Annotated in this window: 11 protein-coding genes and 1 riboswitch; of the genes, 7 read left to right on the forward strand and 4 right to left on the reverse strand. The window is 62.1% G+C overall.

Annotated features, from left to right (window positions below; all coding sequences use genetic code 11):
- Positions 1–155 precede the first annotated feature (155 nt).
- Positions 156–1,133, forward strand: coding sequence for an NAD(P)H-quinone oxidoreductase (locus A4R35_RS16180; RefSeq protein ID WP_112431144.1), 978 nt, complete (start codon positions 156–158; stop codon positions 1,131–1,133).
- A 144-nt stretch (positions 1,134–1,277) separates the two neighbouring features.
- Here the strand turns inward: A4R35_RS16180 and A4R35_RS16185 are convergent, their stop codons facing one another.
- A complete protein-coding gene (locus A4R35_RS16185) occupies positions 1,278–2,624 on the reverse strand; it encodes a hemolysin family protein (RefSeq protein ID WP_112431146.1) in 1,347 nt (448 codons plus the stop codon).
- Between the two features lie 420 nt (positions 2,625–3,044).
- Positions 3,045–3,159: riboswitch (TPP riboswitch) on the forward strand.
- Positions 3,160–3,572: 413 nt separating this feature from the next.
- Here A4R35_RS16185 and A4R35_RS16190 point away from each other — a divergent pair.
- The 4 genes from A4R35_RS16190 (at position 3,573) to A4R35_RS16205 (ending at position 8,748) form a co-directional block, all read left to right on the forward strand.
- On the forward strand, positions 3,573–4,343 hold the full coding sequence (locus tag A4R35_RS16190) for an ABC transporter ATP-binding protein (RefSeq protein ID WP_112431148.1): 771 nt from the start codon (positions 3,573–3,575) through the stop codon (positions 4,341–4,343).
- A complete protein-coding gene (locus A4R35_RS16195; RefSeq protein WP_112431150.1) occupies positions 4,340–5,131 on the forward strand; it encodes an ABC transporter permease in 792 nt (263 codons plus the stop codon). The genes A4R35_RS16190 and A4R35_RS16195 overlap by 4 nt, the downstream gene beginning before the upstream one ends.
- 48 nt (positions 5,132–5,179) lie before the next feature.
- The gene (locus A4R35_RS16200; protein ID WP_112431152.1) at positions 5,180–6,247 is read left to right on the forward strand and encodes an ABC transporter substrate-binding protein; all 1,068 of its coding nucleotides are present in this window, start codon (positions 5,180–5,182) and stop codon (positions 6,245–6,247) included.
- 260 nt (positions 6,248–6,507) lie between these two features.
- Positions 6,508–8,748, forward strand: coding sequence for a WD40 repeat domain-containing serine/threonine protein kinase (locus tag A4R35_RS16205; protein WP_112431154.1), 2,241 nt, complete (start codon positions 6,508–6,510; stop codon positions 8,746–8,748).
- A gap of 67 nt (positions 8,749–8,815) precedes the next feature.
- Here the strand turns inward: A4R35_RS16205 and A4R35_RS16210 are convergent, their stop codons facing one another.
- On the reverse strand, positions 8,816–9,463 hold the full coding sequence (locus A4R35_RS16210; protein WP_189361924.1) for a thiamine diphosphokinase: 648 nt from the start codon (positions 9,461–9,463) through the stop codon (positions 8,816–8,818).
- Between the two features lie 387 nt (positions 9,464–9,850).
- On the opposite strand from A4R35_RS16210, the gene A4R35_RS16215 reads away from it, so the two are divergent.
- On the forward strand, positions 9,851–11,212 hold the full coding sequence (locus A4R35_RS16215) for an FAD-binding oxidoreductase (protein WP_112431157.1): 1,362 nt from the start codon (positions 9,851–9,853) through the stop codon (positions 11,210–11,212).
- A gap of 8 nt (positions 11,213–11,220) precedes the next feature.
- Complete coding sequence (locus A4R35_RS16220; protein WP_112434255.1) at positions 11,221–11,958, forward strand: SDR family oxidoreductase; 738 nt, start codon at positions 11,221–11,223, stop codon at positions 11,956–11,958.
- A 12-nt stretch (positions 11,959–11,970) separates the two neighbouring features.
- Here A4R35_RS16220 and A4R35_RS16225 read toward each other — a convergent pair whose 3' ends face one another.
- Together A4R35_RS16225 and rlmB are read right to left on the reverse strand one after the other, a co-directional pair.
- Positions 11,971–14,544 (reverse strand): ArnT family glycosyltransferase, encoded by a 2,574-nt coding sequence (locus tag A4R35_RS16225; RefSeq protein WP_112431159.1) that lies wholly within the window; start codon positions 14,542–14,544, stop codon positions 11,971–11,973.
- 216 nt (positions 14,545–14,760) lie between these two features.
- Positions 14,761–15,516: a 23S rRNA (guanosine(2251)-2'-O)-methyltransferase RlmB gene (gene rlmB / locus A4R35_RS16230; RefSeq protein WP_112431161.1), complete on the reverse strand. Its 756-nt coding sequence runs from the start codon at positions 15,514–15,516 to the stop codon at positions 14,761–14,763.
- Between the last annotated feature and the right edge of the window lie 110 nt (positions 15,517–15,626).

Raw genomic sequence — 15,626 nt, forward strand, 5'->3', positions numbered from 1 at the left:
TACCGCTCGCATACGTTCCCGGCAACCGGGGCAGGCCGCGCCCAGCTTGAGGCCGCGGCTCGGGGGGAAATGTGATAAGGTTAAAGGAGGAGCGCACGGACTGCAAGCAGCCTGCCGTCCGACATGGAATCTGATGGAATGGAGGAACAGTTTCGATGCGAGCAGTCGTGATCACTCGTCCCGGAGGCCCCGAGGTCCTGGCTATTCGTGAGGTGCCGATGCCGGAACCCCAGGGTGATCAGGTTCGTGTGCGTGTCCACGCCGCCGGTCTCAATCGCGCCGATTTGCTGCAGCGTGCGGGTGGCTATCCTGCGCCGCCCGATGTGCCCCCTGATATTCCCGGGCTGGAGTTTGCGGGAACCGTCGATGCGGTGGGGCCACTGGCGCGCCGTTGGCGACCGGGTCAGCGCGTGATGGGTCTGGCCGGTGGGGGAGCACAGGCCGAGTACATCGTCATTCATGAAGGGTTGCTGGTGGAAATCCCCGACCGCCTCGACTTCGTACAGGCAGCGAGTATTCCCGAGGTCTTCATGACCGCTCACGACGCCCTCTTTACCCAGGCGGGCCTGCAGATGGGCGAGCGCGTGCTGATCCATGCTGCCGGCAGTGGCGTGGGCACGGCAGCCATCCAGCTGGCCCATGCTGCCGGGGCTATTACGTTTGGCACGGCGCGCACAGCGGCCAAGCTGGAGCAAGCCCGTGAGCTGGGGCTGGACCATGCTCTCTCTGCTCAGGATTTCGCCGCTGAGGTCCAGCGCTTGACAGGAGGACAGGGCGTACAGGTGGTGCTCGACTTCGTTGGCTCTGCCTATCTGGCTCAGAATATGGAGGCCCTCGCTCCCTGGGGCCGCATGGTCATCCTGGCCACGATGGGCGGGGCCCAGGCTGAGATCAATCTTGGGCTACTGATGGCCAAACGCCTGCAGATTCGCGGCTCAACCTTGCGTGCGCGCAGCCTGGAGGAGAAGCTGGCTGTCACGCGTCGCTTTGCCACCTCGGTGCTGCCTTTGTTGGCGAGCGGCAGAGTCAAGCCGGTCATCGAGCGTGTCTATCCCCTGGAAGAGGTCGCCGAGGCCCATCGTCATATGGGTGAGAATCGTAACTTCGGGAAACTGGTGCTCTCCCTCACGTAGTTGGCTTCGCGTTTTTGTACACTGACCAGTTCGCTCAAGCCAGGCGCCGGCGAGCCGATGGCGGCTAGCGGCAGTGGCTGGCAATCCGAGAGCAGCTGCTCGCCGGCGCGGAGCGCGGTCGCGAGGTCAGTCAGGGGGCCTGCTTCAGGCTGAGGTCTCTTGCTCGTCTTCGCGCGCCTGCTCTCCTGCCTGCCGCTGGCGGATCAGCACTTTATCGACGCGCCGGCCATCCATGTCAACGACTTCCAGCTCAAAGGTGCCCAGGGTGATCCGGTCTCCTTCGTGGGGAATGCGATCAAGATGGGCCTGCACCAGGCCGGCAATGCTACTGTACTGGCCGCGCTCTTCCTCGGGAATGGGTGGCAGCCCGATCTGTTCGCGGACTGTTTCGTAGCTCTCCAGGCCGTCGACCAGCCACGAGCCATCTTCCCGCTGCACGATGCTGCGCTCCTCGTCCACATCGTACTCATCCTGGATCTCGCCCACCAATTCCTCTAGCAGATCCTCCATTGTGACCAGGCCGCTCACCTGACTGTATTCGTCGATGACAATGGCGAGCTGGGCCCGCTCGCGCTTGAAGCGGCGCAGCAAGTCGTCCAGGTGCTGCTGTTCCAGAGCAAAAATCGGTGTGCGCAGCAGACGCAGGTAATCGCGGCTGTTGCTGCCAGTCAGCATATAGAGCAGGTCTTTGGCGTGCAGGATACCCAGAACATTGTCGATCGTGTCGCGGTAGATCAGCAGGCGGCTGTAGCCACTCTCGCGAAAGACGCGCGCCACCTCTTCGAGGGAGGCGCTGGCCTCGATGGCTACGATTTCGCTGCGTGGGCGCATTACCTCGCGCACGGTGCGGTCTGCAAAGTGGAGAGCGCGACGGATAAACTCCTCCTCTTCGCGCTCGACTGCTCCACTGGTGAAGCCTTCATGGGTCAGGTAGACGATGTCTTCCTCGGTGACCTCGGGCTGAGTGTCTGTACGCTGGCCGAGCAGGCGCAGCAGGAGATTGGTGGAGAGCGTGAGCAGCGCCACGATGGGGCGGGCGAGGCGCGATAGCAGACTCATGACGGGAGCGGCGGCACTGGCCACGCTTTCGGCATGCTGCAAGGCCAGACGTTTGGGGGCCAGCTCGCCGATCACCAGGGTGAAGTAGGTGATCAGCAGGACATCGATGGCCAGCGCCAGGCTATCAGCGTAAGTGCCGACGATGGGTAGCGTGCGCAGCCAGTCCGCCAGGGGACCGCTCAGGCTGGCGCCGCTGAAGGCTGCAGCCAGGGTGCTGATCAGCGTAATACCTACCTGGACGGTCGCGAGAAAGCGGTCCGGTTCCTCGGCCAGCTCCAGGGCCTGCCGGGCCCGTTTCTTCCCAGCCTCCGCCTGCTGCTGTAGCCTGCCACGTCGCGCCGAAACGGTGGCAATTTCTGAAGCTGCGAAGAAGCCATTGGCGACCATTAATAGAAAAATAATGAGCAATTCGATGCCGAGTCTACCGGACATGCCTCCGCTCTCCTCTCTTCTGTCCTCTTCTCTGTATCGTGATCTCCCGGGCACTGTGCCAGCAGCCTGGCTGCGTAGCGAGTAGGGCGTGATGGAGCTGATAGCGTGTCCTGGGTAGCTGCTCGCCTGGCAGCACGATGCTGTGTCAGGCTCGCACCTCCGGACAGTACCCGGCAGGAGTAGTCTCTATTCTAGCATGTCCGTCTCTCCAGGGTGAGTGTCTGGCGAGCGCTGCCTGGCGCCAGCAGCGCTGCCCTTCCCCACGGCCCGGGGTGCCCTCACTTCACAGCGGTCGCGCTTATGGGCTATAATAGCGATGCAGGGCTGGCGAGCAGACGGTCAAACCGGGCGGGCGGCGCGGCACCTGCAGATTCTTGGGAAGCGTCAAGCGCAGCATTTTCAGTACTGTCCTGTATCTAATGGCGCTGCTAGGGGAGCCGTTCCAGGCTGAGAGGGCGGCCATCGACAGATGGCTTGCCGACCCTGAAAACCTGATCTGGGTAATACCAGCGGAGGGAAGCGGCGAGCGCATCCGCCCTCGGCGCTCGCGTGAGATGCTCCGGTCCTGAGCGAGCCAGCCCAGCGAGGGGGATGCATGTGAGCAGTCTGCCTCATTGCCACGCACCAAACTTGATCGCCGCTGTGCGAATCAAGGCCGCGGCGGCGCACGGTGAGTGTTGCTACAGCTGAAGATTGGTTTGTCGTGCGTGGCTGTCTCTTCCCCTGCTCTGTTGATTGCCCGGCTCGCTACCAGCTCTGGGCTGAGCTGGGGGTGGAAGAGCGAGTCATTGCCGCCAGATCCGCTCTGCTCTGCTCTGTTCTGGGCTCCATGCCTCTGCTTTGGGTTCCTCTCCTGCCACTGGCTGTCTCGGCCCCCTTCAGCGCTCCACTCTGCGCGCCTGCTAGCTGCGCAGACTCAGCCTTGTTAGCGATAGTGGAGCAACAGCGATGCATTCGCCCAAATTGCTGCTTGAGGGGGTCACATACCGCTACCGCGCTGGAAGACAGAGTGTGGAGGCGCTGGCTGGCATCGATCTGACGGTCAACGCGGGCGAGTTTGTAACCATCATTGGCCCCAGTGGCTGCGGCAAAAGTACCCTGTTCAACATCATCGCCGGGGTCGAGGAACCGACTGGCGGCACCATTATGCTGGATGGCGAGGTCAATGGCGAGCGCACTGGCAAGACGGGCTACATGCCGCAACAGCCGCTGCTCCTGCCCTGGCGCACTGTCGAGGAGAATGTGATGTTGGGCCTGGACATTCGCCGGGTTCCGCGCAGGCTCGCGCGCGAACAGGCTCACGAGCTGCTCAAGCGCTTCGGCCTGAGCGAGTTCGCCGACCACTACCCGGCCTCGCTCTCCGGCGGGATGAGCCAGCGTGTGGCCTTGCTGCGTACCGTACTCTTTCATCCCTCTTTTCTCCTGTTAGATGAGCCATTCGGGGCGCTCGATGCTTTGACCCGCCTCTCCTTACAGATGTGGTTGCAGGAGCTGTGGCAGAGCCTTCAATCGAGCATTCTCTTTATTACGCATGATGTTCGTGAGGCCATCCTGCTCTCCGACCGCATCTACATTTTCAGCGCTCGCCCGGCCCGGGTGCTGCGCGTCGTCAGGGTAGAGCTGCCGCGCCCGCGGCGTCCTGAGCAGCTGGCCACGCCCGCGGCTGCCAGCCTCGAACAGGAGTTGATCAGCTTACTGCTGAAGGAGCAGAGAGCATGAACGGCGGTGCCTCCGATACTCTGCGCAAGCTGGCCAGCTATGGACCGGCCATCATTCTCGCCACCCTTCTTCTTGTGCTCTGGGAAAGCTATGTGCGCCTGGCCCAGGTGAGTCCTTTTATTCTGCCGGCGCCGACGGCCATGTTGCAGGCTCTGGTGGCGAACTGGGGCCTGCTCTACGAGCACACCTTGCAGACGCTGGTTGAGACTCTGATCGGCCTGGCTATCTCGGTGGTTCTGGGCCTGCTCATCGCCGTGCTGCTCGATCTCTCTCCCTGGGTGCGGCGCGCGCTCTACCCGCTGCTCTTGACCTCGCAGACCATTCCGATGGTGGCGCTGGCGCCGTTACTGCTGGTCTGGTTCGGCTATGGCCTGCTGCCCAAGGTCTTGCTGGTGATTCTCTACTGCTTTTTCCCCATCGCCGTGGCCTGTGCTGATGGTCTGCTCAGCGTCGAGCCGGAGCTGATCAAAGTCCTGCGGAGCATGCGCGCCTCGCGCTGGCAGATTCTCTGGTTGGTGCGTCTGCCGGGGGCCTTACCGGCCTTCTTCTCCGGCTTGCGCATTGCCGTCACCTACAGCGTTACGGGGGCCATTGTCGGCGAGTACGTCGGTGCCGAGAAGGGCCTGGGCCTCTATATGGAGACCTCGGCCAACTCCTTTGCGATGGCCAATGTGTTGGCGGCGGTCCTGATTACTGTCGTCTTGACCATCCTGCTCTTTGGCCTGGTGGCCCTCTGCGAGCGTCTGGCCCTTCCCTGGTATTTTACCCAGGCACGCATGCGGCGCTGAACCCTCGTGCCTCAGCTCTGTGGCTTGACTTGAAAGGATAGGTCGCCCATGAACAACAGAACACGTTTGACATTGAGTATTGTGATCCCGCTGCTGGTCATTGTGGTAGTCGTTGGGGCCTTTCTCTGGCAGCAGCATGGTGCCAGCTCTGGTACCAGCACCGGCCCAGCCGGCACTGGCACAGCGCGGCCCCTGACGACGGTCAAGCTGGCCCTCGACTGGACGCCCAATACCAATCACACAGGTATTTATGTGGCCCTGGCCCAGGGCTGGTACGCCCAGGAGGGGATCAGACTGGAGATCCTCCCCTTTTCTTCGAATGTCTCGCCCGACGTGCTGGTCAGTAGTGGCAAGGCCGATGTGGGCATTAGCTCGACCGAGGGCGTGGTCACCGACGCGGCCCTCGGCCAGCCTGTGGTCTCGATCGCAGCTATTATTCAGCACAATACTTCGGCGCTGGTGACGCTGGCCAAGTCTGGCCTGAAGCGTCCGCGCGATCTCGATGGCAAGGTCTATGCAGCTTTCGGTGCGCCTTATGAGACAGCGGTGGTGAGCGCCATTATCAAGCACGACGGTGGCAAGGGGGTCTTTCGCAGCGTCACCCTGGATGTCGATAGTATGCAGGCTCTGGAGACGGGCCGCGTCGACTTCGTCTGGGTCTTTGAGGGCTGGGAGGTTATTCAGGCTCAGCGCCAGGGGGTGCAGCTGAATGTCTTCCCGGTGACCAGCTATGGTATTCCCGATTACTATACCCCAACCTTGATTACGGGGCCGCGCCAGATCAAGGAGGAGCCGGATGTACTGCGTCGCTTCATGGCGGCGACGGCGCGCGGCTATGAGTATGCGCGCCAGCATCCGCGTGAGGCGGCGCAGATGCTGCTCAATATGGCTCCCAAGGGCACTTTCCCCGATCCCGGCCTGGTCTACGCTAGCCAGGCATTCTTGAGTCCGCGCTACGCTGACCCAGGCCGCCAGTGGGGCTGGCAGGACTCTGCCCCCTGGCATGGTTATCCTCAGTTCATCCTGGATACAGGCCAGATTAAGAATAGTGCCGGTCAGGTTGTGCGCTCGCTCAACTTTGACTCGCTCTATACCAATGCCTTCCTGCCTCACTGATTGCTCGTCTGGCGCAGGCCTGCGCTGGAGCGAATGGCGGCCAACGGAAGAGAGAGTGGCCAGTTAGCTCTTCCGTTGGCCGCTGTGCTTTTGGGTGGCTCTAGAGTGTCGTCCCTGGCTAGAGCAGCTGGGCAGGCAAGGCGGGAGAAAGCCGATACCTCAGCGCACTCTCTTCGTTTCATCTAATAGATGGATATCCGGCCATGCTGGATCTATCTGCTCGATAAGCTGCTCTAGCCTTGGTGCGAAGAACCACCATTATGCAGACATCTGACCAGTCTATCTTTTGCCCGACGTGCGGGGCTGCCAACAGCCAGGGAACCCAGATCTGCCAATACTGCCAGGCCTCCCTCTTGCCTGCTGCCGAGTCTGCCGCCATTGCCGACTCTTCGCCGGCTCGGGAAAGGCCGGCTGTGATCAGGCTGGGGCCTGAAGCGGAGGAAGAACCGGTAGACAGCCGTTCGCTCGTGCCGCTCTGGCCCGGTATGGTCTTGCGAGAGCGCTATCATATTTTGCGTATTTTGGGACGCGGCGGTTCGGGGGCTGTCTATGAGGCCAGCGATCTGCACGAAGGCGAGCGCCGTGTGGCCATCAAAGAGATCGTGGCCTTTCATTTGGAGCCGCGCGTGGCTGCTGAGACAATGGCCGCCTTCTACAGTGAGGCCTCGCTACTGGCGACCCTGCGTCATCCCAGCTTGCCGGAAGTTTACGAGTATTTTACCGAACAGGATTGCTGCTATCTGGTCATGGAATTCATTCAGGGCGAGACGCTGGAGGAACGCTTGCAGCGCAGCCAGGATGGTCGCCTTCCTCTGGCGGAGGCCCTGGAGATTGCCATTCAACTCTGCACCGTTCTGGAGTACTTGCATTCGCGTCCTGTGCCGATCATCTTCCGTGACCTGAAACCGGCCAATATCATGCTTGATAGTGTCGCCGGGCGGGTCTGCCTGATTGACTTTGGGATCGCGCGACGTTTCAAGCCAGGTCAGAGCCGCGATACGCTGGCGCTGGGTTCGCCTGGCTATGCGGCCCCCGAGCAGTATGGCAGGGCACAGAGTACGCCGCAGGCCGATATCTATGGGCTGGGGGCCACGCTCCACCAGATGCTGACAGGCGTTGACCCTTCGGAGGCCCCGCTGCGCTTCGCCTCGCTACGCTCCTTTGATCCTTCGCTCCCTCCAGAGCTGGATGAGCTGGTGGCGCGCATGGTGGAGATCTCCCCCCAAAAACGGCCAGCCAGTGCCGCAGAAGTGCGACGCCAGCTTGATTTGATCCGTCTCCAGCTTCCACAGGACCAGCGGACCAGCAGCCGCAGGCCGGGTCAGCAGCCGCCCCCGACGCGGGGGAAACGCCGACGCCAGGTGGCCCAGCTCTCAACCGCGGCGCCATCGGCGGCAGCCGCGTCACCGGCTCCGACGCTGCCGCGCCGTTTGCTGCTCTTTGCCGGCCCTTTTCTCCTGGGGACTGTGGTAGGCCTTTTGGGAGCGCACGAGCTGGGCCTGCCGCTGATCTCAGCCTCGGCCAGACTCCAAACGCCTACCGTCTTCGCGCGCACGCCGGCGGCCAATCTGCTCTCACTCCCGCGCGTGAGCGTGCGCCTGGCCCTGAGCTACAGCGGCCATCAGGCTCCGGTTCGCGCCGTGGCCTTCTCCAGCGACGGGCAGTATCTGGCCTCTGGCGACCTGGCTCATGTGGTTCACGTCTGGGAGCCGCTCTCTGGCGAGTTGCTGCTGCACTATGACGATCATCGCGCGGCTATTACCTCCCTTGCCTGGCTGCCTGGCACCAGTGTGCTGGCTTCCAGCAGCGAAGATGGTACGGTGCAGGTCTGGGATGTAGCTCAGCAGCAGCGCCTGCTGATCTATCGTGGCCATCGAGGAGCAGTGCGAGCTGTCAGGGGAAGCGCAGTGGGTTTGTTCGCCTCGGGTGGCGTCGATGGCAGTGTGCAGGTTTGGGAGGCCAGCACTGGGACCCGCCGCTGGCTGCTCCTGGATGGGCGGCATCTGCCGATCAATGCTCTGAGCTGGTCGCCCGCGACTACTACCCTGGCCAGTGCCGATGAGGGGGGCAATGTGCTGCTATGGGACACACGCAGTGCAGCGCTGAGCGCGCGCCAGAGCATCCTCGATGCCGTCAGTGGGCAGCCTGTCGCGCTACTGGCGCTCGCCTGGTCGCCCGATGGCTCACAGCTCGCTGGTGCCGGCGCCGATGGCCAGGTAGTCTTGATCAGTCTGCAGGGCAGCGCCTTTCTCGGCGGCCAGGCCGTCTCGTCGCTCCCCTGTACCACTCTGGCCTGGTCACCCGATAGTCGCCTGCTGCTGACCGGCAGCGGCAATCAGGCCACCATTTGGCTGGCCAGCATGACCGCTTACAGTCCGCTCTATACCTATGAAGAGCAGGAAGGGAACGTGGCGGCAGTGGATTGGGCCCTCAATGGCGGACTGCTGGCCTCCACAGGAGGGAACAGCGTGCGTGTCTGGAGTGTGAGCAGCAGCGGCTAGTGCCCGCGGCAGGGGAGCTGGAGAGCGAGAGGTGAGCCGCTGGCTGCCAACGCCGCAATGGGGCAGATCAGAGGAGGTCGCTGCGCGTATGGATGATCAGGAGCTGCCCGCTGACCAGAGTGACGCTGGCCTCCGGCTGGATTAGCTGGTTGCTGACACCGCGGGGCCGACCAAAGACGAGCGTCTCCCCGTGCAGCGGATAGTACAGCCCCTGAGTAGCGACACCCTGAGCATCGCCCGCCAGAGGCAGCAGCGAGACCAGATCGCCGATCTGACCACGGATCTGCGCGACACCGGGGCCGCGTAGTAGCCAGCAGATTGATGGTCCATCGATAAGGCGTACTGCTACCTGATCGTAGGCTGCCAGCAGCAGTACGTTGGCCAGCGCGTGGTCGCAGCGGGCTCCTCCCCAGGCTCCCAGGATGGTCACAGCCGTTGCACCCTGCTCAATGGCATACTGGAGCGCCAGCTCGCTATCGGTCTCGTTCTTCTCGACAGGCGTTTGCACAAAACGACAGCCGGCGGCCTCAAGCCGGGCAGCCAGGGAAGGAGCGAGCGAATCCAGGTCTCCCAGTACGACCTCTGGTTGCCGGCCCAGGCGAAGAGCGCTCTCAGCCCCACCATCTGCCGCCAGAATCAGGTCTGCCTGGCGGAGAGCCTCCTCAACCAGAAGGCTCGGGCGCAGCGTGCCACCGGCGAAGATCACCGCCTGCATCTCAGCGCTTGGACTCCTTTCTTTCCATTGTGTTGCCGCCGCTCCGCCGTTGGTTGATTGATTGATTGGTTGGCTCTGCTCGGGCGGGTCAGGGCGGGCAGATCTCGACTGGAGAGCATTGTACCATCTCGCCAGCATAGCAAACGAGGGCCAGAAAGGGGCAGAGACGTGCAAAGCGGCGAATAATGACGTACAATGGCCCTGGTTGGCTGGAAGGCTTCTGGCTGTCTGCTGCTTCTCTGTCGTCGCTACCAGTCGCTGAGGGTCGCTGAGCGATCTCCTGCTGCTGATTTGCCAGCTTGCCAACTGGCCAGCGCGTAGCTCTCTTGGAGAATTATCCGTTCTACAGGTGGAAGTCTTCACTTCGCCACGTGGGGGAAACAAGCAATGCTTTCCACGCAAGCGATACCGCAATCATGGGGGCGTTATCCGCGCGTCAAGCCGGCGCGCGTCGTACCGATCTACTGGCGCGATCAACTGCCTGATCTGCAGGCCCTGCCGGGACCGCTGCTGGCCTACGGCTATGGCCGCAGCTATGGCGATAGCTGTCTTAACGAAAATGGAACAGTGCTGCTGGCCAGTCACCTGCGGCGTTTTCTGTCTTTTGATGAAGAGCAAGGGCTGTTGCGCTGTGAGGCCGGCGTCTCGCTGGCCGAGGTTCTGGATCTGATTGTGCCTCGGGGCTGGTTCCTGCCGGTCTCTCCTGGCACGAAATTTGTATCGGTGGGTGGGGCGATCGCCAACGATATTCATGGCAAGAACCATCATAAGGCGGGGACCTTCGGCTGCCACGTCACGCGCTTCGAGTTGCTGCGCTCGAATGGCAAGCGCCTGATCTGCTCGCCGACGGAGAATCGCGAGCTGTTTGAGGCAACCATCGGCGGACTCGGCCTAACGGGCTTGATCCTCTGGGCCGAATTTCGCTTGAAGCGCATTCACAATCCCTATATCGATATGGAGCGTATCCGCTACGATTCGCTCGAAGAGTTTATGGAGCTGTGCGCTGAATCCGACGAGCAGTATGAGTATACGGTGGCCTGGGTCGACTGCCTGGCCAGCGGAAGCAAGCTCGGACGAGGCATCTTTATGCGCGGCAATCATAATCGGTCTCCCGACTATGCTCGCAAGCCGCTGCCACGCAAGCTGCCGCTGGCTGTGCCCGTCGATCTGCCTTCCTTTACCTTGAACACGCTAACGCTGAAAATCTTCAACACACTCTATGATCACTCTCAGCTTCAGAAGCGCGTTTCTAAAGTAGTTCCTTATGAACCTTTCTTCTATCCTCTAGACTCTATTCATGACTGGAACCGCATGTATGGACCACGCGGGTTCTTCCAGTATCAGTGTGTGGTGCCCTACGATCAGGGTTACGATGTGATGAAGGAGATCCTGCAGCGCATCAGTCGCTCCGGTCAGGGTTCGTTCCTGGCGGTCCTGAAGAAGTTTGGAGACGTACGCTCGCCTGGTCTACTCTCCTTCCCTCGCCCGGGCCTGACCCTGGCGCTGGATTTCGCCAACCAGGGGCCGAAGACCCTACGCCTCTTCGAAGAGCTGGACGCGCTGGTGCGCGAGAGCGGCGGGGCGCTTTACCCGGCCAAGGATGCCCGCATGCACGGCGAGGATTTCAAGCGCTTCTTCCCACGCTGGCAGGAGTTTATGCGCTATGTTGATCCGAAGTTCTCATCCAGTTTCTGGCGGCGGATGGCCCTCGTGCCCTCGTGGGAACAGTCTGCCACGGTAGAGGTTTGACTATGGTGTTGCAGAAAGTTGTGATTGTTGGCGCGACCTCGGCTATTGCCTGTGAAGCGGCAAAGTGCATGGCGGCCCAGGGGGCCGAGTTGTTTCTGGTTGGGCGCAACCCGGAAAAGCTGGAGACGGTGGCCGCCGATCTGCAGGTGCGTGGGGCTCAGCGCGTCGAAACCTTTGTCCTGGATGTTAACGATGTAGCGCGCCATCAGGAGATGCTCGACGCCGCCGTGGCCGCCTTCGGCTGGCTGGATGGCTTGCTGATCGCGCACGGTACCCTTGGCGATCAGCATAAGTGCGAGTTGAGCGTTGAGGAGACGCTGCGCGAGTTCCAGACCAATGCCCTCAGTGTCATCGCGCTGCTGACGCTGGCCGCGAACTATTTTGAACAGCGTGGGCGCGGCTGCATTGCAGTGCTCTCTTCAGTGGCAGGCGATCGCGGTCGCCCCAGCAACTATGTCTATGGTGCAGCCAAAGGGGCGGTCTCCCTCTTCTTACAGGGCCTGCGTGCTCGCCTTGCCAGGCACGGCGTGGCCGTCGTGACCATTAAGCCAGGGCTGGTCGATACGCCAATGACGGCCCACTTGCGCAAGGGACTGCTCTTCTCCAGCGCGCGCCGCGTTGGTCGTGGCGTCTACCGGGCCATGCAGCAGGGCCGCCCGGTGGTCTATTTGCCCGGCTATTGGCGCCTGGTGATGCTCATTATTCGTCTGATTCCTGAGCGTGTCTTTCAGCGCCTCTCGCTCTAGCCTGCTGCTGGCTCAAGGCAGAGGCAGGTAGGTGACCTGGCCGTTGGGTCCAACCTCCAGGAAGTAGAGAGGGCGGCCCGGGAAGGCGCGGCGCAGGCGCTCAAACTCCTCTGGCTCGCTGGCCCTGGCATAGATGATATCTCCCTGCCCTAAGAGGGGGTTATTGAGGGGGAAGAGGACGAAATCGTAGAGGGTCAGGTCGGTGGTGACGACAATGGCGTGGTGCACCGGCGGCTGGTAGATGGCCTGCAGATTGACCTGCGTTCCGGCTGGCAGCCCGCTGTAGTTCTGATAGAGGCTGATCTGTCGCGGGGTGTAGTAGAGAAGGTTACAGGCCAGGAGTCCAATGAAGAGTAAGGCCGTCAGCGGGCTGCCCTGTGCCAGCAGACCCACCACGGAGCGCCCGACGCCTGGCTCTTGCTCTGCGGTCGTCTGAAGGAGCGCGCTGGTCTCCTGCTGAGGCAGGCCCGTCCGGCTGACTGAGCGGCTTCTCAAAGCCTGCCCAATGCCCCGGGCAATGGCCTGCTCGTGGCGGGCCAGGGCCACCAGACCACGGGCACTCAGCATGAGTAGAAAGGGTAGCGTCTCGTAGAGGTAGCGCGGCCCCAGATAGATGCCGTGGTAAAAGTAGCCCACGAAAGCCAGCGCGATGGTCGCTGTCCCCGCTAACAACAGCCAGTCTGTGATCCGGCTCTGGCCGCTCACGAAGGGCAGCAGCGGCAGGGCCAGCGTGAGATAGAAGGGCCAGCCGAAGAGATCGATTGCCAGAATCGTGAGCTGCTCGTCGAGGTTGACCAGACCGGCCGCCAGAGTGTGGGCGCCGTAGAAGCCGATACCCTGGCCGAAGCCCCAGCGGTCGCCAGCGAAGAACAGCTCGCGCGGAGTAATCAACGGGTTGCCCGTCAGGGCCAGGTTGTACAGTAGGTAGAGGATGAAGAAGAGCAAAAGGATCAGACTGGAGGCGATCAAGGCCCGTAGCCAGGCATTCGGCCAGGGACGCCAGCGCCGCCAGGCAGCAGAGAGGGTGGCGCCGCTCAGCATGACAATATAAAGCAGCGCCACCTGCTCGCGCGTCAGATAGGCCAGCCCGAAGCAGAGCGCCGCCAGGGGTGGCCCCCAAAGCTTGCCCTCTTGCTGAAAGCGAAGCAGCGCCCAGAGGCCCCAGACGAGATAGAAGAGTGTAATAGTGTGACTGAGGTAGGAGGCCGCCAGATAGCTATAGAACGGTGAGAGCACCCCCAGCAACACGGTCAGCGTAGCGACCGTGCGGTCGTAAAGACGAGCAGCAATGAGGCCGATGCCCAGCAGAGCTAATGTCCCAAGGATCGGCTCGACGGCGTAGGGCAGACCGAGCCAGAAGCCCGGCACCAGCGTAAGGGCGGTGCCGGGTGGATATTGAGCGAACCAGCGACCGTCAAACTGAACCATGAAGGGACCGGGAAAGAGGTCGGGCGTGGGTGGAAGGGGCACAGCCAGCCGCCCCTGGGCGTACATTTTGGCGGCGAAGACGTAAGCGGCAGCATCATAGATATGAGGCTGGCCATTGTACTCGACCCGCGCAATCCAGAGCGTATAGCCCAAAGAGGCGATCAGGGCCAGCAAGGCCAGTGGGTGCAACGCCGTTGTCAGGCGCTGCCACCAGCCTGTGAGCAAATCAGGCACTCGTTGGCCGCTGGCAGTCCACCAGGACCGCTGCCGAGCGCGAGCGCAGCCTGCGCGCTCCTGGTCGGCGCGAGAGGTGGCTAGACGTCGGGCAGCAACCAGCCGCAGACCCACCAACGAGCCGATACTGGTCAAGGCGCTGGTGATCAGCGTCAACAGAAGCAACAAGGCTGTGGACCAGAGCAGCGAGCGCACGATGATATCGAGGACTTCGGCGCCGAACGGGGCAGCAGCGAGCGGGAAAAAGAAAGTACTTGTGAGCGGTGCTGAGTCTGCGCCCCGCTGAGAGGACGGCTCAGGAGAGAGCCAGGTCAGGCTAATGCTGCGATCGTTGCGATCCAGCGTAATCTCTAGCATGCCGCCGGCTGCGGTTTCCAGGATGAGCGAGCGAGGCGTCTCTGGCCGCTGTAGCTCCAGGTGTAGGCGCAGCATCCTGCTGCCTGGCAAGCTCACTGTTGTCGGAGGCGCAGGCCAGGTGACGGTCTGTAGCAGACGATTGCCACTCCAAACCTGCAGATTGCGCCAGCGACTGCACCCCTCTAAGTCGCGCATCCAGCTTTGAAAGCGGTAGTACCACGAAGAGGAAATACTATGAATATACGAGAGATCGAGCGTGAAGTTATTGGTGCTATCGCTGCCGTCGATCTGGTACTCCTGAAGAGCGGGGTCCTGGGCTGGTAGGCGCAGTCCAATTAGAGGCGCCAGATGACCTAAGGTAAGGCGCTGGCCTCCCACAAGCAACGACGTCATCCCCGGCTGGCTCACCACCTCCACCGGCAGGGCGGCCTGATAGCACCAGGCATCGGCCCCCAACAAGAGCAGCAACAGGCCGCCGAGCAATGCGCAGCGCCAGAGCCAGGGGATTGCCCGACGTCGCTCTCGCGTCGGCCCAGTGTGGGGAGGGGCTTCTGCACTGCTGGCCATGCCTATCCTTCCACCTCATCTGCATACAGACCGGAGCGCATTCGAAAGTGCCATAAAGCACGCCTGCTCTTCACAAAGCGGCTCGTCCCAGCCACCGCTGGCGCCCCCTGCTCCTTTTCGTACTGTGCACGAGGCAGCAGGACAGTAGGGTAGCGGGATGCGCTCCCGACTGGCGCCCATAGATAGCAGGCCAGCCAGGGCCGGAGGCGTGTTCACTCATGGTTTGAGGCGCCTGCGCTGCTCCTGCTGGCGCAGGGCTTCATAAAGCACAATGCTCCCGGCGACCGCCGCATTCAGCGACTGGATACGCCCCCGCATTGGAATGCTTACCAGCAGATCACAATGTTCGCGTACCAGACGATGTAACCCCCTGGCCTCGCTGCCCACCACCAAAGCCAGCGGTCCTGTCAGATCGACCTCGGTATAGTGCTGGCGGGCACTGGCGTCCAGGCCGATCACCCAAATATTCTGCTGCTTCAAAAACTCGATGCAGCGTGTCAAATTGGTCTCACGGGCGATCAGCAGATGCTCGGTGGCGCCGGCGGAGGTCTTGACCACTGCGGGAGTAATTTCCGCGGCGCGATGCTCTGGAATAACGACCCCGTGCACTCCGGCGGCCTCAGCACTACGGAGCAAGGAGCCCAGATTCGTAACGTCCTGCAACGCATCCAGAATCAGCACAAAGGGGTCTTCCTGGCGCTCAGCAGCGCAAGCCAGGATCTCATCGAGGCTGGCGTAACGGCGCGACTCCACCACTGCAATACAGCCCTGGTGGACGGCGCCGCTGCTTAACTGATCGAGGCGCGGACGAGGCACGCTCTCGATCGGGATCGAACGTCGTTGCGCCTCCTCGACGATGGCCCGGAGAGCCGGCGCCTCGCGCAATCCCTCGGCCAGAAGCAGGCGTTTGACCCGGCGCGATGAGCGCAGGGTCTCCAACACCGGATTGCGGCCCCAGACGTAATCGGGCATAGCACTCCCTCAGCGGACGAAGGTTAACGGAGCAGACCTGTTTTGATAAAGCAAGGCAGCCATAGCACTCCTGAGACCGACCCGGGCTGATGGCGTCGGGCCAGGTGCCA

This window comes from Thermogemmatispora tikiterensis (assembly GCF_003268475.1).
Taxonomy (GTDB): domain Bacteria; phylum Chloroflexota; class Ktedonobacteria; order Ktedonobacterales; family Ktedonobacteraceae; genus Thermogemmatispora; species Thermogemmatispora tikiterensis.